We start from the raw sequence: 22,849 nt of genomic DNA on the forward strand, positions 1-22,849 counted from the left end.
GGTGGTGGGAACACCATCAATGAAGGCGACCAGTTCCGCGTGACGGGCAACAACGTCGCCCTGACGTCGGGTAGCTATACGTTCTACCTGCTCTGGAGCGATGGCGGCCAGATCCAAACCCGGGCGTGGACGATCGCGTAGTCGTACGAACGAGGGCCGTGGCGGCCCTCTCTTCCTTGCTTTCTCGCAATCGGAATTCGGGATTGGCCGTACATCGGCGCCCGCCCCGTACGTCGCGGCACGTGAGGGTTTGCTCCGCAGGAATTTCACGGGTGTACAATAACCCGTTTATACGGTCGGCCCCTGGGTTGCATCTTGACGCCGAAGGGTCCATTCCAATGATGCGCCGGTGCCGCTGACCCTCTCCCTCCAAGGCGACCCGGCGCTTTTCCCGCTTTCCGGCGGCATTCCCACGGAATCGATATCCCCGAGCGACTCCCATCGTGGACCGTGCAGCGAGAGGAGGCGACCATGTACGACGAACACGGTGCCGTCCGCAGGATCGCGATGGCCGGATCGATCGACTCGAAGGCCGAGAGGGAACTGGCAGGCGTCGGATGGTGGGAGGTGCTGGCCATCGCCATCGTCGCGGTCGCCTTCATCTGGCAGTGGTTCCTGCGCTGACGGCTCCGGTTCCGCGCCTGGGACCCTCACCACGTCCACTTGAACTCTTCGATGGGCAGCGCGAGTGACGTCGTCGCGTCGGTGAAGCGGCTGAACTGCACCATGAAGTCCGCTGCCGTGGAGGCGTCGGGCGCCTCGAAAATCACGATTGCGTCCGGCTTCCCCAGGAGGCCGAGGAACTCGTGCACCATGACGTTGTTCGGGAGTTTCGGGTGCTTGAAGAGCCGGGTCGCATCCTCCCACTGGCCGGGGAGGACTCGGAGCTGCGTCACGAAGAGCATGGCCTCACGCGGCCGCCATCATCCGGAAGACGCTATATAACCGTGCCGCGGGCCGCTACGGCCCGTCCGTCTCGGCTCCGTCCACGCGATGTGTGCGGACATGGATCAGGTGGGACTGGGCCACCGTCGTGCCGAGGATCTTGTCGGACCACCGCTGCCGCGGGTCTCCGTCGACGACGAGGCCCGCGAGCGTGTCGAGCAGCGGGAAGGCGAACCAAAACAGCTTCGGGAAGTTCCGGATGGCGGCTTTCCCGAGGGTCATCGGCCCGCGGAGCGAGCGGACCTCGAGGCCGAGGATGAACTTGCCGATCGTGCACCGGGTGGCGGCCTCCATGGCGGTCGAGTAGGCATAGAGGCAGAAGCCCCCGAGGACGCCGTAGACCCACGTCTGCCGGATGCCTCCCAAGTACAGGAGCGACCAGAGCGGCGCGAACACCGTCGCGAGATCGAGGAAGAACGCGACGACGCGCTTCACCCAGTGGATCTGGAATGTCCGATTGTGGCCGACGAGGTCGAATCCGCTCACCATGAGTGCATCCCGCGATTCGAACGGCGTCTTGCTAGAAAAAGAATCCGTCCGCACGACGTGCCCGTGTTGACAAACACGGCCACTCAGATCGCCCATCATTCATCACAGGTCAGCGTTTTTCGATCATCACGGTGGCGGCCGAACAAGGCCTCCGTCGCTGAAAGGTTTTGTGTCGGATCCCGAGACGACGACACCTATATCTCCGGCCCTCCGCTTGGGCCATTTCGGTGGAGCCTTCGGCGATGGTGGTTCGCATCGAAGGGATCCTCGCGGACCTCGTGCAACCGGCCGACTACATCCGCTGGGAGTACCTGTCCCGCCAGCGCCTCCTAGCGACCCAGATTACGAGCTTCCGCGAACACGTCCCAGCGCGGGTCCTCGACATCGGATGCGGGAATGGCGCCCTCTCCCTGACCCTCTCGGAGGCCGCGGGGTTCGACCTGGTCGCGATGGACATCCTCCCTCTCCGCACCTCCGCGGTTCAGGCCCGGAAGCGAGGCCGCGAGAGGCCGGCGACCCTCCACGTCCTCCTCGCGAACGCGGAGAGGGGCCTGCCTTTCCGGGACGAGACGTTCGAGGCGGTCGTGGCGACGGAGGTCCTGGAACACCTCGACGAACCGGTCCGCCTGCTCGGTGAAGTCCACCGGGTCCTGCGACCCGGAGGCCGCTTCTTCATGACGACACCCAATGCCGAGGCGCTCCCGTACCGACTCTTGCGGTTTCTTCCGGACTCCGTCGTGCGCAACCTGGCTGGTCCGCTGACGCACGGAGCCCTCCATCCGGAACTCCTCCACGACCCGTCGCACGCGACGACGCCAAGCCATCCGGACGAGCATCGAAGGGAGGGATTCACGCTCTCGGAACTCCGGTCGCTCGGGGCTCGGACCGGCTTGCGGGTCGTCCGGCGCTTCGCGTACCGCATCCCTCTCCCCGACCGCGTGATGAACGCGGTCCCCCGCCGCCTCTCGCGACGGCTCGCGGTCCTTGGGACCCGACCCCTGCCGATGGGCCTACAACTGTACGCGGAGTTCGAGAGAGCGTGAGGATGGGATGTCCGCAATCCGACTCGTTGCGTACCACGCGGGCCAGTGCGATCCGAAGAAATGCACCTCACGCCGCCTCGAGCGGCTTGGCCTGATGACGTTCGTCCCGCGACCCTCCTCGTTGCCCCGCGGAGCCGTGTTGCTCACCCCGAAGGCGGAACGGGCCCTGTCGCCCGCCGACGCGCCGCGCGCGGAGCGGCACGGCCTCGCGGTGATCGACGTCTCGTGGAAGCGGGGGACCTTCCCGACGGTCCCGCACGCCACGCCGCGGGCGCTCCCCTATCTCCTCGCGGCGAATCCAGTGAACTACGGAAAGCCGTTCGTCCTGTCGTCGGTCGAAGCGCTCGCCGCGGCCCTCGTAATCTTCGGACGAGAGCCGGAAGCGCGTGCGATCCTCTCGAAGTTCACGTGGGGAAATCAGTTCCTCACCTTGAATCGCGAGCCCCTCGACGCGTACGCGCGCGCGAGAGACAGCGCGCAGATTGTCGCCGCGCAGGCCGAATTCGTCTAGCCCTAGAGTTCGGAGGTTTCGTCCGCCGACGCGAGGCCGGCCAGGCCCAAATCAGGACATCCCCGAACGACCGCCAAGGTTTCATCATCCCGGGTTGCGGTCTGATCCGTTCGAAATGAAGGCCGAGGATCGTGCCCTCTCCGTGGTGGTCCCGGTATTCGTCGTGGTCGTCGCAGGAGCCTACGCCCTCTCCGTCCACGCGGCGCTCCTCGTCCCCGCCGAGAGGGTCTTCTCCGAGACCGAGGCCCGGACGTGGGTCCTGCACTTCACGGTTTCCGCGGCGGGCGCGCACGTGGTCGGAGCGTGGACCGCGTTCGATGGGTACGGATGGATCGGCCTCGTGGTCTTGAACGGGACCGTGGAGAAGCCTTGGCCCCCTCCCCTGCTATTCTGCCCCTCGAATATGCGTGGACCCGGTTCAACGGAACCATCGACGCTCCCGTCACCGCAGGTCCGCATACGATGTACTGGACCACCGGATACTGTTCGGACGCCTCGAAGATCGTCGTGACCGAACCGATCCTCATCGGGGACCGCTGACGACGAATCCACCGCGAACGCAGGGTCATTTGAAGTCCGGCGGCAGCAGATCCGGAATGCCGTCCGTGATCTCGTAGCGGTGGTTGCAGTTCTTGCAGAACAAGGACCCTTCGAGGATCTCCTCTTTCTCCGTCTTCACCGTGAGTTCCAAGTCGCCCTTGCAAACGGGGCAGCACAGGATCTCCATGAGGTCCCGCTTCATCGAGCGTGGAATTGCGGCCCGCGGCTTAAGCCCATCGCGGTCCCAAGCCGTTCGAGGGCTGCGCCAAAAGCCTCTTGCGACGCCCTCCCTTCTGGAGGACCTCGCGCCCTCCGCGGATTCCCGAGAACGGATAAATAGGGGCTCCCTCATGGGCGCAACCTCCCGGAGGGTTATCGCGTCGTGGACGAAGGGAAAGGATGGCTCCGCGCCCCGTGGCGGACGGCTGCCATCCTCGTGCTGATCCTCGGCCTGGCCCTCTTCGTCCGCGTGTACTTCGTGTACGGCCTCGCCTTCGCGGGCGCTCCGAGCACGTGCGACGCGAACACCCTCATCGAGGTCTCCGGCGGGTCGGACTCATACTATTGGGACCGCGCCCTCTGCTATTCGTTCCAGACCGGGAAGGACCTCGGGAAGGACTGCATGACGAACTTCCCGGTCTGTTTCCAGAACCCGAGGCCGCCGCTCTTCCCGTGGTTCTCGTTGCTCGTCGGGCGGACGCTCTCGCCCCTCTTCCCGAGCGCCTGGAACGCGGTGGAATTCGTCTTCCTCCTGTCCACGGGCCTGTTTGGCGCCTTGACGGTCTTCCCGACGTACGCGCTCGGCAAGGAGGCGTTCGGCCGGAAGGCCGGAATCATCGCGGCGTTGCTGCTCGCGGTTAGCGTGGGCCACCTCCAGCGGAGCAATGCGACCGACGCGGACCACGACGCCTTCACCCTATTCTTCGTCGTCACGACGTTCTACTTCTTCCTGCGCGCCCTCAAGACGATGAAAGGCCGCCGCTGGGTCGAGAACTGGTTCCGGCGAGAGTCGATTTCCGCCGGGGTGGGCGGGTTCTTCCGGGAGAATCGGACGAGCGTCCTGTACGCGCTCTTGGCGGGCCTCTGCGTCACCGTCATCGCCCTGGCGTGGCAAGGCTGGGCGTACGTCAGCGTGATCTTGCTCGTCTGGTTCGCCGCGGAGATGTTCGTGGACCGCTTCCGCAACGAAGACCCGATGGGCGCCTGGATCCTGTTCGTGATCGCCCTCGCGACGCCCATCGCCCTCGCGTTCCAATGGTACTACGTACGGAACAACATCCGCGTCTGGTTCGACGTCCCCGCGTACCTCTTCCTCGCAGCGATGGTCCTCGGCCTCGCCTTCACCGTGACGCGCGACTACCCGTGGACGCTCGTGATTCCGAGCACCCTGATCGCCGGCGGCGTCGGGCTCGCGGTCGCCGTCGTCGTGAACCCGACCCTCGCGAGCGCGTTCGTCACGGGCGCGGGCTACTTCATCCAGTCGAAGCTCGTCACGACGATCGCAGAGGACCAGGCGCCCGGGATGTCCCAGCTGATCCTGAGCTTCGGCCTCTTCACGTTCGGCATGAGCCTCGTCGCGATCGCGTACATGTTGTGGCAGATCCCGCGGCGGCGCGACCCCGCGTACCGGATCGCGGTGATTTGGACCGTCGTCGCGGCCTTCATGGCCATCACGGCGGCGCGGTTCATCTTCAACGCATCGCCCGCCTTCGCGATCGCGGCGGGGTATGCGATCGACCTGGTCCTCGTCCGGGCGGACTTCGCGACCATGCGGCGCACGTACCGCTCGCTCGCGGAGGGGAGCTGGCGCAACGCGGTCCGGAAGTCCCTGAAAGTGCGGCACATCCTCGCGGCCTTCGGCATCGTGTTCCTCGTCCTCGTGCCGAACGTCTGGTTCGGCCTCGACGCGGCGATCCCGTTCGAACTGAAGACGCAGTACGACCGCCAGGTCGCCTCCACGCTGCCGTCGTTCCTGCGCGCCCCAGGCTACAATCCGAGCAGCACGAGCCCGTTCTACTTCGGGGCGTTCGGGTACACCTTGCCCAAGGTCACGGACTACTATCCCGCGGCGTGGACCTGGTTTCGGACGCAAGACGCGGGCGAACCGCCCGAGCTGCGGCCCGCCTACCTGTCGTGGTGGGACTACGGCTTCGAGGCGGTCGACCGGGGCGCCCATCCGACGGTCGCGGACAACTTCCAGAACGGCTACGCGCTCGCCGGCCAGTTCCTCACCGCCCAGAACGAGACGCAAGGGATTGCGCTGCTCGCGGTCCGGCTCGTCGAGGGTGACTACTGGGCGCACGGCCGCACGATCGGCCCGGAGGTCCGGGACGCCTTGTCGGCGTACGGCATCTCGGCAGACGCGTTCGCCGGCGTCCTGCGCCACCCGGACCAGTACGTGGCGCTCGTCCTCGCGGACCCCCTGACGTACGGCGTCTGGGATTCGAACATGCACCCGTTCAACGCGCAGTACATCGTCCTGACACACCTCCTCACCGCACGAATGGGCGAGGAACGCATGGTCGACCTGTACCACGCGCTCCGGGACGCGACGGATCGGGACATCGGCTACTTCGCGGTCGACTCGCGCCTGTTCCCGATCAGCGCGCAGAACACGGGCATCTTCTACGCCCCGGTCAAGCTGGCGGACCACCGGGTCATCCAGCTCCCGGACGGCCGCGTCCTCCCGGCCGAGTTCTTCCAGATCTTCGTGAACACGACCCGGGCGTCGAACGTCCAGATCCAGTTCGTGCAGCCCGGGGACCAGATCACGAGCCAGCGGATCGCGTACCAGCCGGCGTTCTACAATTCGATGTTTTACCGCGCGTACGTCGGGTATTCCCCCCCGGAGATCGGCTTCCCCAACAACCCGACGATCCCCGGGTTCGATCCCGGAATGCAGGGGTTCCCACCGGAGCCCGCGTGGAACCTGACCCACTGGCGCGTCGTCTACCGTACGTCGTACTTCAACCCGTTCCCGGACGTCGCGAACCACACGGACGCCTGGCAGGCGATGAACTACGTCGACGCCCAGAAGAAGCAGGCGGACATCCAAGCGGGGAAGATGAAAGGGACCGTCGACCTGAGCACGCTGAGCACCGTGGCGAACGGCGTCGTGTTCCTGCGGTACTACGACGGCGCCTGGGTCAACGGGACCGTGTCGGCGGATGGCGTGCCCCTCGCGCGCGTCAACATCACCGTGACGGACGAGCTCGGGACGCCGCACTACTGGACGACGACGGATGCGGGCGGGCGCTACAGTGCGCTCGTGCCCTTCGGCAACGTCACGATCACGGCGTCCGTTGGACGGCGGTCGACGAGCCTGATCGGGACGCGCACCCTTGCGGCGGCCACGCTCCCCGTGTCGGAAGACCAGGCGATGCGCGTGCCTTCGGACTCCGACGGCGACGGCATCCCGGACTGGATCATGACCCGGGACCTGCACGTCCCCGCGCACTCGGAGAGCGGCACGCTCTTCTTCGACCTGGACCGGAACGGCGCCTTCCAAGCGGGCGACGCGGTCCTGCCGGGCGCGACCCTCACCTTCACGGACAAGGAGTTCCCGTACGCGCGGACCGCCACGAGCCGGCCGGATGGCTCGTTCACGGTGTCGCCGATGCCGGCGGGCACGTACGCCGTGACGGTGCAGGCGAATAGACATACGGTCCGCGCCGCCGACGGCACGATCGGGACGTCGGACGTGACGGCGAACGTCGCCGTGCCGTACGCGAACGTGCGGGGAACCGCGAGCTCGAGCCTCGGCGGCCCCGTCGCGGGCGCGTCGCTCGAGGCCGTCGACGCGACGAACGGGACCACCCTCCGGTTCACGGCGGATCGCGAAGGGTCGTACCTGATCCGGCCGCTCATGGCGGGGAACTACACCGTCACGGCGGCGTCCGGCGACATTGCCTCGAACCCCGCGCGCGTGCGGGCGCAGAACTCCGACTTCTTCCTGAACCTGACGCTCCGGCCGTCGGGCACCGTCGCGGGCAGCACGACCCTCTTCGGGACGGACCAGCCGTTCGCCAGCCTCGACTTCCAGGCCGCGACGGACCCCTCGACGGTCCGCACGGCGACGTCCGACGCGTCCGCCCGGTACTCGATCCGCCTCCCGGCCGGGGAGTGGTTCGTCTCCGGACGGTTGTACCAGGGCACGACGCTCTACGCGTCGTTGGGTCGCGTCCTCGTCGCCGCCGGCGCCACGACCGCCTTCGATGCGATGTTCGTCCAGGGCGTCCGGGTCGGCGGCACCGTCTTCGACCCGAATCCCGCCATCCGGAACCCGCAAGCCTCCGTCGCGTTCACGAACGGGGCGGGCCAGCGGTGGCTCACGACGAGCGCGAGTGGCGGCTACCTCGCCTTCCTGCCCACGGGCACGTACGACGTCGAGGCGTTCACCGCGGCCGCGGCGTCGTTCAGGTCCGTCGCCTTGACCGGCAGCCGGACGGTCGACATCCGCCTGGTGAACGCCTCCGAGGCGGTCCGCGGGTCCGTCTACCGCGACGTGAACGGAAACGCCGCGCTCGATCCGGGCGAGGCGGTCGCCGGCGCGCACATCGCCCTGACGGACGACGCTGGGGCGCACATCGCCCTGACGACGAACGCAACGGGCGGGTTCTTCGTCCCCCTGTTCGGGAACCACACGTACCAGGGCTCCGTGTCCGCCCTCGGGTTCGAGACGCGCGCGATCCCGACCTCCTCGCCAGCGGGCCTCCGAACCCTCTTGCCGATTGCCCTCGTCCCGACCTCCGTCGACGTCCGAGGGAGCGTCCTGCTCGGCGGCGCCCCGCTCCTGAATCGACCCGTCACGGTCCGCGCGGTCGCCATCGGCGAAGGCGCGGTCGCGCAGACGGCCGTCACCGACTCGAACGGCGGCTACGGCTTCCGGGTCGTCCCGGGGACGTACGACCTCGTCGTGGACGAGAACGTCTCGACGACGCGCGACTCGAGGTACCAGAACGAGGAATCGAACGGCATCGACGTGTCCGTCGGCCAGGCGGCCCTCGGCGTCGACATCGCGATTGTCGTCCGCACCCGAGTGACGGGGAACGTCACCTTGTCCGGCGCCCCACAGTCCGCGTCGCTGTCGTTCGACGGACCGGAGCACCGAACCGCCGAGGCGACGACGGCAGGGTTCGAGGTCTACCTCGTGCCGGGCTCCTACGCCGTCTACGGGACCAAGCAAATCGTCCCGGAGGTGTATGCATTCATCTCGACCGCGACGGTGCCGGCGACGAACCTGACGTTCGCGCTCGTCAAGGCGACGCGCGTCGCGGGCCACGCCCTCTTCAACGGCGCGGGCGTCGTCGGGCCGATGCCCGTCTCCTTCGCGCGGGCGGAGGGCGGCCTCGTGAACGTCTCGACCGACTCCTCCGGCGCGTACACCGCGTACCTCGTCCCCGGCAACTACACCGTCACGCTGACCGGGACGAACTCCGCGACCGAGGCGGGCGTGCCGCGCTTCTACGCGTACGCCTTCACGGGCGGCCTCGCGGTCGCACCCGGGGTCGCGGAAATCTCGTTCGACATAGCCGTCTCGCGGAGCTTCGACAACACGACCGTCTCGGGGACCGTGAGCTTCGGCGGATTCGGTGTCGACGCGACCGTGACGTTCAACGCCCGGGGAGGGGGCGCGATCACCGCCACCGCCTCGTCCGGCTCAAACGGCTCCTATTCGGTGGGGCTCGCGCCGGGCACGTACGACGTGTATGCGTCTCGTGCCCTCGGGAGCGCCGTGTCGTTCTTCCAGATCACCGTCCCCCATGCCTCCGAGTCCGTCCGCGACATCGCCCTGGCGAGCGGGTTCGCCCTTTTCGGCGTGACGACGGACCCGCGGGGAGCGCGGACGTCTGCGTCCATTGAAATCCAGTCGACGGCGACACTCGAGCTGACGTCGGACGGGAGCGGATCGTACTCGACCGTCCTGCCCACGGGCGTCTACACGATCACGGCGACGAAGGCGGCCACGGAGAACGGGATCTCCGTCACGTACCTAGCCACGACGTCCGTCGCGCTGCAGTTGGACACCGTCGCGAACCTCGCCCTCGAAAAGGTCGTCTCTCGGTCCGTCGTCGTGTCGTGGGACGCGTCTCAGCGGCAGGCGATCGCCGCCGGTTCGTCGGCGACGTACACGATCGTCGTGCGGAACACGGGCAACGTCGCGGACACCTGGTCGCTCTCCGGCCGCCCCGCCGACTGGCAATTCGCTTTCGCGCCCTCGACGGTCTCCCTGAACTTCGGGGCCTCCGGCACGAGCGCGGCCGTCAGCGTGACGCTCACGAGTCCGTCGGACGCCCTCGTGGACCACGGCACGATCACCCTCGTCGCGACCTCGACGACGGACGGGACGACCCAAGGCACCGTCGACGTCCAAGTCGACATCGTCCGGACGCGCGGCCTCTCCCTCACCCTCGATCCGAACTCCGGCGTGTTCGACGGCCGCTTCCTGAACTACACGCTTACGATCAAGAATTCCGGGAACGCCGACGAGACGATCGACGTGGAGATCACGAACCCCGATGACCTCGCGGCGGGCGGTTGGACCGCCCGGCTCGGGACGGTCGGCGGGCCCGCGAACGACATCCGCTTGTCCGACGTCACCGTCCCGGCGAACTCGACGACGAAGGTGCGCCTCCAGTCGCAGTCGTCCGGCGGCGCGAGCGGTGCGACCGCCATCGTGCGCGCCTCCGCGCAGGACTCGATGGCCGTCGCTTCGACGGGGTTCTTCACGCTCCAGCTGCCGGCCCTTGCCGCCGGGGCCGTCACGGAGGGTGGGCCGGACATCGCCCACGAGGTGCCGCTCAACATGCAACTCGTCGCGGCCCTCGTCGCGGGCGCGGCCGCGGTCGGGGTGGGCCTGTTCCTCACCCGGAGGCGGTGAACTGGCCGCGCGCACGGCGATCCTGGGGGCCGCAGTCTTGCTGGCGGTCTTCGCCCTCGCGGTCCCTTCGGCCACCGCCCAGTTGCCGCTCGTCGTCAACCTCACGGGTCCTTCGTCCCTCGCCCCGAGCCAACGGGCGGCGTACAACCTGACGATCTCCGGCGGGCCGACGGGCGAGGTGACGTACACCGCCCGCTGGTACGTCACAGGCCCCGATGCGGCGGGCGCGGTCCCGTCCAGTTCGAACCCGACGACGGAGACGCGGAACACGACGTCCTTCCGGCTGAACATCACCGCGCCGCCGCGGGACACCGACGTGAGGCTCGTCGTGAGCGTGGGCGCGCAGGTCGGGACGACGTCCGAGAACACGAGCGTCGAGAAGTCGATTATCGTCATCACGCCGATTCTCCTGTCGGCAACGTTCCGGAACGACGGGACGACCGCAGCCGTCAACCTGACGGCGCGCTTCTTCGTGGACGACGCCCTCGTGGGTTCGCGGAAGATCGCGAGGATCGACTCGCATGCGCAGGCGACCGCGTCGTTCAACTACCTCCCGATCGGGCTCCAGCCCGGCGCCCATCGCGTGCGGATCGAGGCGGATCTCGACGGGAACGGCATCATCGATTCGTCCCGCGGCGAGGCCTTTGCTTCCGACCTGTTCTATCGGACGACGCCCGGCCTCGGGACCGGCTGGACGGTCCTCATCGGGATCGCGGTGTTCCTGCCCGTCCTGATTGCGACCGTCGCGGTGCGCCGACGCGGGCGCCCCTAATCAGGCCGACTCGAGCAGCCACACGTCGGAACGGTTCCGCAGCAACATCCCGAGCTTCGTGCGGGTGATCCCCGCGCGCTTCAAGAGCGGTTCGAGCTTCGCCTCTTCGGGCACCTGCGCCTCGCCGTCGACCCATGCCGTGGCGACGGGCTGGTACCGCACGCCGCGGTCGGCCACCCGGACGCGCGCCGCGGCCGCCTCTCGGAACGTGTGGAGCACGACGTGCACGGACGTGACCGCGGTCGGCTGCACCTTGTGGTTGTAGAACCGCGCGACCTCGCGGTGGACCGGCGCGAACTCCCCGACGCGCTTCGCGTACTCCCGCCATCCGCGCTCGAAGGGCGAACGCAAGGTCGACATGCAATGCTCGGTGACCGGCAGGACCTCCTCGAACGTCGAGAGGATCGACTGGCCCGTCGTCAGCGCGGATAGGAACTCGGGCCACGTGCCGTACTCCTCCTTCGGCATCGAGTTCGCGAGGTTCCTCGCGAGCGAGAGGAGGTAGTTGTGCAGGCCCCCGACGCCGACCTTTGCGGCGATGTCCTCGAGGAACAGATGCGTCGCGATCTCGACGAACGGGTTGCTGTCGGGGATCCGGGATTCCGGCATGCTAGCGGTCACCTTTGATCCGCGCGCCGCGCAGCACGAGGGCGTACACGCACTCGTAGTTCCGGAGCAAGGCGCGGACGTGGTCCTCGTTGATGTTCACCTGCGAGACGTTCTTCGGGGAGATCTTCGCTGCTCCGCTCCAACCGCGGGTGGCGAGGAGGTAGCACGCGAGGGAGTTCCCCGAGACGGTGACGTTCTTCGCGATCTCCTCGCGGAATCGCTCGTGGAAGACGCAGAAGTTGCATACCGCGATGTTGTGGACGTTCTCGTTGTACTCCTCCGTCACGATGCGATCCGCGGGGCTCATCCGGCCGACGGCGAAGCGCGTGCGGAAGATCGTCGGGACGTAGCAGCACTGCCGCATCGCGTACAGGTAGCCGACGACGTCCCCGTCGACATCGGTGATGGCCATGTCCGTGAGGGGCGTGACCTCGCCCTCGATGCTGAAGGCCGTCCGGCCCTCGCGCACCGCGACGTTGAAGGAGGTCCACCCGAGGTACGCCTCCTTGCCCATCCGGCTCGCGAGATTGTCCCCGACCCGCTGCCAGAACTCGACGACGCCGTCGGCGCCGGCCTTCTCGATCATGTCTTCGATCAGGGACGCGAGCGCGACATCGATCATGGGCGGACACCGATCATGGGATCACACGAACGAGGTGAGGACCTGCTTCAGGTACGCCCGCCACTCCTTCTCCGCCTTCGCCGTGACGGTGTCGCCGCGCAGGTCGCGCACCTTCTCGGTCACGATCGACACGAATTGGTCCCAGTGCGCCGCCGTCATGTAGGGCGCCGTCGTGCCGACCTCGTTGTACGCCATCGTCACGATCTCCTGGAGCGGGCCGGGGCCGACGAGCGCGCCCAGCCTCGCCTGGAGATGCTGCGCGATTTCCTTGTTCTTCTTGAACTCCTTCGTCTCCCCGAATTTCTCGACGAAGAGGATGCGCGTGAGCCGCTTCAGCTCGAGCGCGACGGCCTCGTCGTACGTCGCGAGGACGGCGGGCGTGATCGGCTTCGACTCGAACAGGTGTCGCACGACAATCGAGGTCTTGACGACGTTCGCGAGGACGCCCTGCATCTTCGTGATCTCGACCGGCTTCGCCGTCAGGAAGACGAGGAACGCCCGGTCGCCGACGCCGGAGATGATGATCGTCCCGGCCTCGAACTGCTGGACGGACATCATCATGTTCTGGCCGCCGAGCTGGTTGCAGATGTGGGCCAGGTTCCCCTTGAGCAGGTTCAGGAGCCGATACTGCCGCGGATCCAGCTGGTTCGGGATCGAGGACGAGAAGATCCGGCCGTCGACGCCGAGGAACATCGCGATGTTGAGATCGTTCTCCTCGCGCGCCCGCTTGAGTTCCGTCTCAAGGAGGTGCTTCAGATGACCGGCCGTCTCGGCCCCCATCGTCTTGTCGACCGTGCCGGCGTAGGGCATCTAGCCGCCCCGCTTGAGCCCGTACGAATTGAAGAGGATCTGCAGGGCTTCCTCGGGCGAGTAATCGTAGTCCCAGCTCTTCTGCATCTTCTTGATCCGCTCGACGACGCGCGCGGGCGCCTTCATCCCCTCGGCCGTCCTGAGGGCCTCGTCGAAGGTCTTCGCGTGCGATCGCGTCAGCTCCTCGGGGATCGGCGTGGGACTCGCGCGGACGACGATGCCGACCCCGCGCGCGAACAGGTAGGGATAGACGCCCTCGCCGTGATGGGAGCCCCGCATCTTCAAGAGCTTGAGCGTGCGGTTGAACGCCCCGCCGATCGGGTAATACTCGAGGTGGATCGCGCCGTCGGACAGGTAGATCGGCAGGAGGACGTCCTCCCCGATCGTCTCGCCCGGCTTCGCGTGCTCCTCGACCGTGCACAGCACGACGCCGAGTTCCTTGAGCGTGTAGAACAGCTTGCCGATCAGCTCGCGCTGCTCGAGTCGCTCCGCCGTCGCCCAGATCACCGGCGTCATCGGGTCAATCACGACGCGCGTGGCGATGTTGTAGTCCGCCCGCGCCTTCACGAGCTGCGGCAGCTGCTCCTCAATCATCTTCTTGAAATTGCGGCCTTTGAGGTGGATGAAGAAGAGCGATTTCTCGTAGTACTTGCGCATGTCGAAGCCCATCAGGTCCGCCTCGCGCATGATCTGCTCGGGCGGCTCTTCGAGCGTCACATACAAGGCCTGCTCACCCTGCTCGATGCCTTCCATGAGGAACTGGATCGCGAATGTGGACTTGCCCGTCCCGCTCGACCCCAGGATGACGACGGTCGACTTCGGCCAGAATCCGCCTTCGATCAGGTCGTCGAGTCCCGGGATCCCGCTCGGCACTTTCTGTACATCGGCCATGGTGGTCCCCTCTCGAGGCTCGCCCTCCAGAGGGAGGCGAGGGCCTCGCTGGGTGGAATGCGCGATTCGATGCCTGCGGGCTTTTAAGTGAATTCCGACTCCGGAATCGACCCTGATAACGAAGGGTCAGAGCTTCTCGCGGACCGCGTCGAGTTTCTCCGCGAGATCCTGGCTTCGCGCGGCGACAGCGACCTCACCGCGCGTCTTCTCAATCAGGCTTCGCGCGACGTCCTGCTTCCTCTTCAGGGCAACGAGCGCGGTCGGATAGTCGAACCGCATGAGAGCGTCGAGGATCCGTTCCATCTTCTCTAAGAACGACGACGCGAGCTTGACGTCCCCGCGGCGCAGGTGCTCGAGCGCGAACCGCCGCAACTCGCCGACGACGTCGCCAAGGCCGAGCAGGTACGCAGTGTCCGTCACGCCGAGCTCCTTCGGGCTCGGCAACGGTTCCGCTTCGAGGATCGCATGGACGAGGAACGCCTCGCACGCCTCCTGCATCGCGTTCTCGACGATGCCCGTGTGGTACAGGTCCGGGTGGTCGTGGAGGAGGCTCTTCAACTTGAGGACCTCGTCGCGGGCCTCGGTGAGCACCGCCGAGACATCCTGACCGCGATGCATGCCCTGGATCACGCTGCCGCTCAGTCGCGCGATCGTGCGGGACGATTTGATCGTGAGTTCGCGGACCTCGTCCTTCTCGTCGAGGCGCGATTCGATGTTCGAAATCACGTCGTCGAGGTTCTTCACGCCGCGCCCATGGCCCGACCCGTTATATGAGGGTTGGCCCCGTGCGATGGCGGGCTCATTCCTCGGTCGACTCTTCGGACGGATTTCCGTCTGACGCAGCCCGGGGACCGCGAGGATGCGCGCGACCAATTGCTTGACGTCGACCTCCGTATAGGAGCGCCAACGGAGGGCGAGGAGGCCGTTCACGTCTTCCTTCAGATAGCCGCTCCGCTCGTACGTGTCGACGAGCGCCTCCGATCGCCATCGGCCGAGTTCTGGACTAACAAGTTAGTCCAAACGGGAAGGAGTTCCCCCGCCCAATCGCTGCCGAAACCTCCGCAAGCCTCCGGTGCTTTGGACTAACATGTTGACCAAAGCGTCGAGCGTTTGGGTTGCCGAGGGCTCGTGGCCAGTTGGGAAGCGTCTCGTCACCCGTCGCGGATCTTCCGCATCCGCTCGACCTTTTCGGCGACGACATCCGGCTTGCCGATGTCCCGGCGGGCGTAGAAGCTGCCCGCGACGAACGCGAGGGCCTCCTCCGAAACCGACTCGGCCGCCTCCAGGTCCGGGGCGATGCCGACGACAGCGAGAGACCGCGATGTCGTCGTGTACAGATGGCCGCCTTTCTCGTCGACGCTCGCGTAGTAGAGTTTCGCCCCCGTGCGGCGGATGCTCTCTTCGTCGACCTTGAGCTGCTCGCCGGCCTTCGGGTGGGAGCCGTAGCCCATCGGCACGACGTACTTGCATACCGTCGCCTTGCGGGAGAACTTCACGTTCGTCGGAAGGTTCCCGCCGGTGAGGCGCACGCACACGTCGAGGAAGTCGCCCTCGAGGATCGGCAGGACGTTCATCGATTCCGGATCGGCGAAGCGGACGTTGTACTCGAGGAGCTTCGGCCCATCGCGCGTCGCCATGAATCCGCCGTACAGGATCCCTTTGAACGGCGTGTCGCGGGCGAACATCGCATCGACGGTCTTCGTCATCGTTTCGAGCGCCCGCTCGTACTCGTCTCGCGTGACGAACGGAAGCAGATGGTCGGCCTCGCTGTACGACCCCATCCCGCCGGTGTTCGGCCCCTTGTCCCCTTCATAGGCGCGCTTGTGATCCTGCGCCAACGGCATCGGCACCAACGAGCGGCCGTCGCAGAACGCCTGGAGGGAGAACTCTTCGCCGACGAGTTTCTCCTCGACGAGGAACCGCGCGGTCCCGCCGATTTTCTTCTCGAGAATCTCGCGACCGTACGCGAGCGCCTCGGCCTTCGTGGAGAAGTGATCGCCCCAGACCCGCACGCCCTTTCCGCCCGTGAGGCCGAGAGGCTTGATCACGAACTCGAAATCGGAGTCGTTGACGAACTCCTCGAAGCCGCTCATCTGGTCGAACGCCCAGAATTGCGGAAGCCCTGGGATCCGACGCTCACGCATCAGCTCGCGGGTGAATTCCTTGTTCGTCTCAAGCTGCGACGCCCCGCGAGACGGGCCCACCGTCGGAACCCCGGCAGCCTCCAGAGCGTCCGCGATTCCGTTCTCGAGAGGGATCTCCGGACCGACGACCGCCAGGTCCGCGCCTTGGCCCTTCGCCCACGACGCGATGCGGTCGACCGCCGTGACCTCGCCGATCAGCATCTCCTTCGAGGCGCGGCGGATCCCCGGATTCTGGCTCGACGTCGCCGCGAGGATCTCCGCGTCGGATCGCCGGAGCGCCTCGACGATTGCGTGCTCGCGGCCGCCTCCACCGACCACCAGGACTCTCATGGCGACGACCACAGAGAAAACGGCCGCCGGGATTTCTAGTTTCGCGAACGGAGGATGAAGGGGCGCGGACCTAGACGGCGTCCTATCCGCTACGTTGCATCGGAAGCGCCGGCTTTCGCCGCGAGTTCCGCGGCCGACACGGTGTTCGACAGGAGCATCGCGATTGTCATCGGGCCCACGCCTCCGGGCACCGGGGAAATCGCCTTCGCCAGGGCGCGCACCGCGTCGAAGTCGACATCGCCCACCGTGCGGGTTCCGCCTTTCGCGTTCGGATCCGCGATGCGGTTGATCCCGACATCGATGACGACCGCGCCCGGGCGCACCATGTTCGCTTTCACGTACCGAGGCGAGCCCATCGCCGAGACCAGGATCTCCGCGCGCCTCGTGTGCGTCTCGAGGTCGCGGGTCGCGCTGTGCACGATCGTGACGGTCGCGTTTGCCTTCGGGCCTTTCTGCATGAGGAGCGCCGCGAGCGGTTTCCCGACGATGTTGCTCCGTCCGATGATCACGACGTCCTTGCCGCTCGGATCGTTCCCGCTGCGCATCAGGAGTTCGACGACGCCGGCAGGCGTGGCGGGGGCGAAGCGCGGGCGACCGATCAGGACGAGGCCGACGTTCACGGGATGGAAGCAGTCCACGTCCTTGAGGGGGCTGACGGCCGACACCGCCTTCTCGACCGCGATCTGCGTGGGCAAGGGCTGCTGCACGAGGATTCCGTGGACCTTCGGATCGGAGTTGAGGCGGCCGATCTCCTGCAGGAGCCGCGCCTCCGACACGTCCTCGGGCAACTGGACGGTCCAGTGGGCCATCCCCATTTCCTCGGAGGCTTTGCTCTTCATCTTGACGTACAGCTGCGACGCGGCGTCCTCGCCGACGAGGACCGCCGCGAGACCCGGGACGTTGCCGGCGTCGGCGAGCTTGGCGAGCCTGGGCTTGAGGTCATCCCGAATCTCCGTCGCGATCTTCTTGCCGTCGATGATCTCGGCCGCCACGACGACACCGCGGGGCGGAATCCGCCTGCGGGTTATAGTCTTGAGCGTCCTCCGACAGCACTGCCGACCGTTGACCTTGGCGCCGCAGAATCGTACCTCCAGAAGCGTCAGACAACGACCCCTTGCATTCGCATGGAGGAAAACGCTTAAGTCCGGTCGCGGCCATGGCGCCGGCGGATGCACTCCAACGATTGGTCCCGCGTCCTGACGGAACGTCAGCGCGAGGTCCTCTCCATCGTCGTGGAGAACAAGGTCTACCGGAACAGCGATTCGAAGATTCCGGAGTTGGCCGCCCAGATGGGGATCGCTCCGGTCGCCGTCGCGAAGCACCTCCTCGAGATCGAGAAGACGGCGCTCCTGAACGTCGTCGTGAGCCCGTCGGAGCAAGGCAAGCGCGTGTACGAGCGGCTGGAGCTCGAGCCACGGCCCGAGAAGAAACAGACGGCCGAGGCGTTGGACCGCCAGACGATCACGATCCTCCGGTTCCTCCGAGACCGTCCGGACGCGAGCGCGAACGAGATCGCGGAGGAACTCGGCTTCTCGGACTACACGACGGGGAAGAGCCTGCGCGTCCTGACGGCGATCCAGCTCGTGACGAAGCAGCGAGGCCCCGCGGTGCGCCGCGGCGTGCCCCCGTACGTGTTCCGGCCGACGCCGCACGGGCGCGACCTCATCGAGCGACTGCCCGGGCGCGCCTCGTCGGAAGGCAAAAGTAGCGTGGATGGCCTCCTGGGCACCGCGTGATCGACGCGGTCGTCGTAGGCGCGGGACCGGCCGGCGGAATGGCGGCTCGGCAGCTCGCCGCCGCGGGCTTCGAGACGGTAATCCTCGAGAAACGCAAGGTCGTCGGCGAGCCGGTGCAGTGCGCCGAAGGCGTGAGCGAGTTCGGCCTGCTCTCGAACGGCCTCTCGCCGCACGAGGAGTGGATCGCCCAGCGGGTCGCGGGGGCGAAGTGCGTCGCCCCGAACGGGAAATGGTTCTTCATCACCCGGCTCGCCGGGTACGCGATCGACCGCGCGCGGTTCGACCGCTGGATCGTCGAAGAGGCGGTGGACGATGGCGCGGACCTGCGGACCGCGATGCGGGTCACGCGGCTTGCGGCCCACGACGGCGGATGGCGGCTCGAGGCGAACGGCGAGACGATCGATGCCCGCGCGGTCATCGGCGCCGACGGTCCCGCGAGCCTCGTGGCGCGGGACGCCGGCCTGATCCGGAGCCTCGAGAGGATCCTCGCGTACGAGTATCGGTTCCGGCGCGAGGACGTCGCCCCGCTGGACCCGGAATATTTCCTGCTGTTCATCGCCGAGCGGTACAAGGGCGGGTACGCGTGGGTCTTCCCGAAAGGCGACGACGTCAACGTGGGCGCGGGCGGACCCATCGACGCGCACGCGGCGACGGTCGCATTCTGTCGCGACCACGGAATCGACGTCGACCGTAAGACGCAGACGATCGCCGGGACGATCCCGTACCGCTATGATCTCGCGTCGCTCGCCGCGCCGGGGCTCGCGGTGGTCGGCGACGCCGCGGGAATCACGAATCCGATGAACGGCGCCGGAATCCATCCGGGACTCTTCAGCGGCCGCCTGGCGGGCGAGATCGCCGTTGCGGCCTTGGAGGCGGAAGACCCCGCCGCGATGTTCGCGTACGACCGCGCGATCCGATCCTCGCCATTCCTCGATCCGCTCCTGTGGTGGATGATCGATCGGGTGCGTCGGTGGAGCGACCGGCTGATGAATTCGGTCGTCGGCGAGCTATCGGGGCTCGATTGGCGTGGGCTCACGTGGAAGCACATGCTCTCGGCCGGGATCCGAAGGCCCTCGCTCACCTTGCACGTGCGCGAGTTCTACCGGATGATCCGCACGCTCGAGCTCTGCGACCGCTACGGATGGTGAACGCGACCTCCGTCGAGACGCGCGACCGAAGCCTACATAAATTCCGGGCGACTTCCTGCGGACGATGCCCGTCGGCGTCGCGTCGCACGTCATGCGCGCGGGCAGCCGATTGGAGAAGGTCCTCGCGTCCGGAGGCTTCGCCGTGACCGCAGAGATCCACCCTCCGGGATCCGCGGATCCCTCGAGCATCGAACGGCAAGTCGCGATGTACCGGGGCCTGGTCGACGCGTGCAACGTGACGGACGGGCAGCGAGCCCTCGTGCGGATCTCGTCCCTCGCCGCCGCGACCCTCGTCCTCCAGTCGGGCATCGAGCCGATCATGCAGATGGTCCTCCGGGACCGCAACCGCATCGGGATCCAGGCGGACCTCCTCGGCGCGTCTGCCCTCGGCATCCGCAACGTGCTCTGCCTCTGGGGTGACCCACCGACCGCCGGGAACGAGAAGGACGCCAAGGCGGTCTACGACCTGACCACGGAGGAGATGATCGCGACGTTCCGGGTTCTCCGCGACGCGGGCACGTTGCGGGGTGGCGACATGGTCAAGGTCCCGCCGAAAGTCTTCATCGGCGCCGCCGCCGATCCGTTCCGCGGCTCGAAGGAGGAGTCGTTCGCGAAGCTCCGGGCGAAGGTCACCGCCGGCGCGGATTTCGTGCAGACGCAGGGCGTCTACGACGTCGATCGGTTCGAGGATTGGATGCGGCTCGTGCGCAAGGAGTGGCTCCACGAGAAAGTCTACATCCTCGCGGGCGTCATCCCGCTCAAGTCCCCGAAGATGGCGCGGTTCATGACGGAGAAGCTCGGGGCCGTGATCCCGAAACATATCATGGACCGGATGGAGGGCGCCCCGAACCCGAGGGCGGAAGGCCTCAGCATCGCCGTCCGGACCGTGAAGGCCTTGAAGCGGATCGACGGCGTCAGCGGCGTCCACATCATGCCGGTCGGATGGGAGGACGTCGTGACGGAACTCGTGAAGGAGGCGGGACTCTTTCCTCGCCCCGAGCCCGCCGCCGCCCTCGTGTGAACGAGCCCGATGGCCTCCGAGCCCTCCGAAGGTTTAATGGGGGCCTCCCCATTGCGACTCGGTAATAAGGATGGTCTCCCCGCGCCGGGCCCTCCTCAGCGTCTCCGAAAAGGAGGGGCTCGTCGAATTCGCTCGGGGATTACGGGACCTCGGTTTTGAGTTCATCGCGACGGAGGGCACGGCGAAGGCGCTGCAGGAGGCCGGCATCGCCGCCGCGACCGTCGCGGAGTACACGGGGCTGCGCGAGGGCCTCGGTGGCCGCGTGAAGACCTTGCATCCGCGGATCTTCGCGGGGATCCTTGCGCCGCGAGGCGACGAGCGGGATCTCGCGGACCTCGGCGCCGTCGCGATCGACCTCGTCGTCGCGAACCTCTATCCGTTCGAGGCGACCGTCGCGAAGCCGCACGTCACGATGGCCGAGGCGATCGAGAACATCGACATCGGGGGCGTCTCCCTGATCCGCGCGGCGGCGAAGAACGCCGCCCGGGTCGCCGTCATCGTGCGGCCCTCACGCTACCCGGACGTGCTGCGCGCCCTGCAGGATCAGAAGACCGTGCCGCAACGGCTGCGGGACGAACTCGCCGTGGAGGCGTTCGAGTACACGTCGCGATATGACGCGGCGATCTTCAACTACCTCGCGAAGCGGCAAGGCGCGACCCTGCCTCCCGCCCTTCGCCTCGCGTACGACAAGATCGCGGACCTCCGGTACGGGGAGAATCCGTACCAGAAGGCGGCGCTCTATCGGGAGTCGTTCCCGTCCGCCGCGACCGCGAACGCGGAGAAGCTCCAGGGCAAGGACCTGTCGTACAACAACCTCATCGACCTCGACGCCGCGTTGCGGATCGTGTCGGAGTTCGATCGTCCCGCGGCCGTCGTGATCAAACACACGAACCCGGCCGGGGCGGCCCTCTCCTCGGATCTGGAGTCGGCCTACGAGGCGGCACACGCGTGCGATCCCATCTCCGCCTACGGCGGCGTCGTCGGGCTGAACCGGACCGTCGACCTGCCTACCGCGAAGGCGATGCGAAGGGACGTCCTGGACGCCGTCATCGCGCCCGGATACGAGCCGCAGGCGCTCGCGATCCTCCAGCAGAAGAAGAAGGGAGACTTCCTGATCATGCGGACGCACGGCGAACTCCGGAAGGACCACGGCGTCGACATGGTCCGCATCCTCGGCGGCGTCCTCCTCCAGACGACGGACTTCCCCGAGCCGAGGCCGAAGGCGTTCAAGGTGGTCACGAAGGCATCGCCGACCGCGGACCAGATGCGAGACATCCTGTTCGGGATCACCGTGAGCCGCTACGTGAAGTCGAACTCGATCGTCCTCGTGAAAGGCGACCGCACGGTCGGGATCGGCGCCGGCCAGATGAGCCGGGTGGACGCATGTATGATCGCGCGCCTCAAGGCCAAGGACGCGGCGCGCGGGAGCGTCGCGGTGAGCGACGCGTACTTCCCCTTCCGTGACGGCATCGAAGAACTCGCGCTGGCGGGGGTCGCGGCCGTCGCACAACCGGGCGGCTCGATCCGGGACGCCGAAGTGATCGAGGCGGCGGAGGAGCACGGGATCGCAATGGTCTTCACGGGAATCCGCCTGTTCAAGCACTGAGGGACGATGGCTCGGGTCAAGGTGGGAGTGCTCGCGTCCGGAAGGGGCACGGACTTCCAGAGCCTAGCCGACGCTCGCAAGCGGGGCGATCTCGACGTTGACCTCGCGGTGCTCGTTTGCAACGTCCCCGGGGCTCCGGTCATCGAGCGCGCGAGGTCGGCGGGCGTCCCGGCGATTGTGATCGATCACCGCAAGTTCGGGAAAGATCGCGAGGCCTTCGAGCGGGAGGTCGTGAAAGTCCTGAAGGAGAAGCGCGTGGACCTCGTCGTCCATGCCGGCTTCATGCGAATCGTGACGGGCTACTACATCGGGGAGTTCCGCAACCGCATCATGAACATCCACCCCTCGCTCCTGCCGGCGTTCCCCGGCGCCCACGCCCCACGGGACGCCCTCGCGCACGGAGTGCGGATTTCAGGGTGCACGATCCACTTCGTGGACGAAACGGTCGACGGGGGGCCGATCATCCTCCAGAAGGCGGTCTCCGTCCTCGAGGACGACACGGAAGAGACGTTGGCGGCAAGGATCCTCGAGCAGGAGCACATCTTCCTCCCGATTGCGGTCCGCCTGTTCGCGGAAGGCCGCTTGAAGGTCGAGGGGCGTCGGGTTCGGATACGCACGACCGGGCTGAGCCTGCCACCTGTGGCCTAGCAGGAAGACGGCGGCGCGCCGACTTCACAAAATAAAGGGCCGTCCAGGAATCCTGAACGGCCTCGTTGTGGAGGGATGCTTGTCTAAGCAATACCGATACGACG

At 66.9% G+C, this 22,849-nt stretch carries 21 protein-coding genes; 11 read left to right on the forward strand and 10 right to left on the reverse strand.

Features of this window, described 5'->3' with window-relative positions; translation table 11 throughout:
• Positions 1–450 precede the first annotated feature (450 nt).
• Positions 451–624, forward strand: coding sequence for a hypothetical protein (locus VF992_12220; protein HEX9341915.1), 174 nt, complete (start codon positions 451–453; stop codon positions 622–624).
• Positions 625–650: 26 nt separating this feature from the next.
• On the opposite strand, the gene VF992_12225 is transcribed toward VF992_12220, so the two are convergent.
• Both VF992_12225 and VF992_12230 read right to left on the reverse strand, forming a co-directional pair.
• Positions 651–905 carry a DUF3303 family protein gene (locus tag VF992_12225; GenBank protein ID HEX9341916.1) on the reverse strand — a complete coding sequence of 85 codons (255 nt, stop codon included), beginning with the start codon at positions 903–905 and terminating at the stop codon, positions 651–653.
• 55 nt (positions 906–960) lie between these two features.
• A complete protein-coding gene (locus VF992_12230; GenBank protein ID HEX9341917.1) occupies positions 961–1,434 on the reverse strand; it encodes an RDD family protein in 474 nt (157 codons plus the stop codon).
• Between the two features lie 227 nt (positions 1,435–1,661).
• On the opposite strand from VF992_12230, the gene VF992_12235 reads away from it, so the two are divergent.
• The 3 genes from VF992_12235 to VF992_12245 all read left to right on the forward strand — a co-directional run bounded on the left by VF992_12235 (position 1,662) and on the right by VF992_12245 (position 3,499).
• Complete coding sequence (locus tag VF992_12235; protein HEX9341918.1) at positions 1,662–2,477, forward strand: class I SAM-dependent methyltransferase; 816 nt, start codon at positions 1,662–1,664, stop codon at positions 2,475–2,477.
• 7 nt (positions 2,478–2,484) lie between these two features.
• The gene (locus VF992_12240; GenBank protein ID HEX9341919.1) at positions 2,485–2,988 is read left to right on the forward strand and encodes a DUF367 family protein; all 504 of its coding nucleotides are present in this window, start codon (positions 2,485–2,487) and stop codon (positions 2,986–2,988) included.
• Positions 2,989–3,103: 115 nt separating this feature from the next.
• Positions 3,104–3,499 carry a hypothetical protein gene (locus VF992_12245; protein HEX9341920.1) on the forward strand — a complete coding sequence of 132 codons (396 nt, stop codon included), beginning with the start codon at positions 3,104–3,106 and terminating at the stop codon, positions 3,497–3,499.
• Positions 3,500–3,553: 54 nt separating this feature from the next.
• Here the strand turns inward: VF992_12245 and VF992_12250 are convergent, their stop codons facing one another.
• On the reverse strand, positions 3,554–3,730 hold the full coding sequence (locus VF992_12250; GenBank protein HEX9341921.1) for a methytransferase partner Trm112: 177 nt from the start codon (positions 3,728–3,730) through the stop codon (positions 3,554–3,556).
• 180 nt (positions 3,731–3,910) lie between these two features.
• Here VF992_12250 and VF992_12255 point away from each other — a divergent pair, with 180 nt between their 5' ends.
• On the forward strand, positions 3,911–10,408 hold the full coding sequence (locus VF992_12255) for a carboxypeptidase regulatory-like domain-containing protein (GenBank protein ID HEX9341922.1): 6,498 nt from the start codon (positions 3,911–3,913) through the stop codon (positions 10,406–10,408).
• A 37-nt stretch (positions 10,409–10,445) separates the two neighbouring features.
• Positions 10,446–11,180, forward strand: a complete 735-nt coding sequence (locus VF992_12260; GenBank protein ID HEX9341923.1) for a CARDB domain-containing protein — start codon at positions 10,446–10,448, stop codon at positions 11,178–11,180.
• Here VF992_12260 and VF992_12265 read toward each other — a convergent pair whose 3' ends face one another.
• From VF992_12265 to VF992_12295, 7 genes are all read right to left on the reverse strand, one after another.
• A complete protein-coding gene (locus VF992_12265) occupies positions 11,181–11,789 on the reverse strand; it encodes a hypothetical protein (protein HEX9341924.1) in 609 nt (202 codons plus the stop codon).
• Position 11,790: 1 nt separating this feature from the next.
• Positions 11,791–12,411, reverse strand: coding sequence for a hypothetical protein (locus VF992_12270; protein ID HEX9341925.1), 621 nt, complete (start codon positions 12,409–12,411; stop codon positions 11,791–11,793).
• Positions 12,412–12,432: 21 nt separating this feature from the next.
• A complete protein-coding gene (locus VF992_12275) occupies positions 12,433–13,221 on the reverse strand; it encodes a hypothetical protein (GenBank protein ID HEX9341926.1) in 789 nt (262 codons plus the stop codon).
• A complete protein-coding gene (locus VF992_12280) occupies positions 13,222–14,112 on the reverse strand; it encodes an ATPase domain-containing protein (GenBank protein ID HEX9341927.1) in 891 nt (296 codons plus the stop codon).
• Between the two features lie 126 nt (positions 14,113–14,238).
• Positions 14,239–14,856, reverse strand: coding sequence for a translin family protein (locus VF992_12285; GenBank protein HEX9341928.1), 618 nt, complete (start codon positions 14,854–14,856; stop codon positions 14,239–14,241).
• Positions 14,857–15,263: 407 nt separating this feature from the next.
• On the reverse strand, positions 15,264–16,586 hold the full coding sequence (gene purD, locus VF992_12290; GenBank protein HEX9341929.1) for a phosphoribosylamine--glycine ligase: 1,323 nt from the start codon (positions 16,584–16,586) through the stop codon (positions 15,264–15,266).
• An 89-nt stretch (positions 16,587–16,675) separates the two neighbouring features.
• The gene (locus VF992_12295; protein ID HEX9341930.1) at positions 16,676–17,578 is read right to left on the reverse strand and encodes a tetrahydrofolate dehydrogenase/cyclohydrolase catalytic domain-containing protein; all 903 of its coding nucleotides are present in this window, start codon (positions 17,576–17,578) and stop codon (positions 16,676–16,678) included.
• Positions 17,579–17,755: 177 nt separating this feature from the next.
• Between VF992_12295 and VF992_12300 the strand changes: the two genes are divergently transcribed.
• The 5 genes from VF992_12300 (at position 17,756) to purN (ending at position 22,745) form a co-directional block, all read left to right on the forward strand.
• A complete protein-coding gene (locus VF992_12300) occupies positions 17,756–18,322 on the forward strand; it encodes a MarR family transcriptional regulator (GenBank protein ID HEX9341931.1) in 567 nt (188 codons plus the stop codon).
• Positions 18,319–19,470, forward strand: coding sequence for an NAD(P)/FAD-dependent oxidoreductase (locus tag VF992_12305; GenBank protein ID HEX9341932.1), 1,152 nt, complete (start codon positions 18,319–18,321; stop codon positions 19,468–19,470). Before VF992_12300 ends, VF992_12305 begins: the two co-directional genes overlap by 4 nt.
• 64 nt (positions 19,471–19,534) lie before the next feature.
• Positions 19,535–20,491 (forward strand): methylenetetrahydrofolate reductase, encoded by a 957-nt coding sequence (locus tag VF992_12310; protein HEX9341933.1) that lies wholly within the window; start codon positions 19,535–19,537, stop codon positions 20,489–20,491.
• Between the two features lie 70 nt (positions 20,492–20,561).
• Positions 20,562–22,097, forward strand: a complete 1,536-nt coding sequence (gene purH, locus VF992_12315; GenBank protein ID HEX9341934.1) for a bifunctional phosphoribosylaminoimidazolecarboxamide formyltransferase/IMP cyclohydrolase — start codon at positions 20,562–20,564, stop codon at positions 22,095–22,097.
• Positions 22,098–22,103: 6 nt separating this feature from the next.
• Complete coding sequence (gene purN, locus VF992_12320; GenBank protein ID HEX9341935.1) at positions 22,104–22,745, forward strand: phosphoribosylglycinamide formyltransferase; 642 nt, start codon at positions 22,104–22,106, stop codon at positions 22,743–22,745.
• Positions 22,746–22,849 lie beyond the last annotated feature (104 nt).

The organism is Thermoplasmata archaeon (assembly GCA_036395115.1).
Lineage (GTDB): Archaea > Thermoplasmatota > Thermoplasmata > RBG-16-68-12 > RBG-16-68-12 > RBG-16-68-12.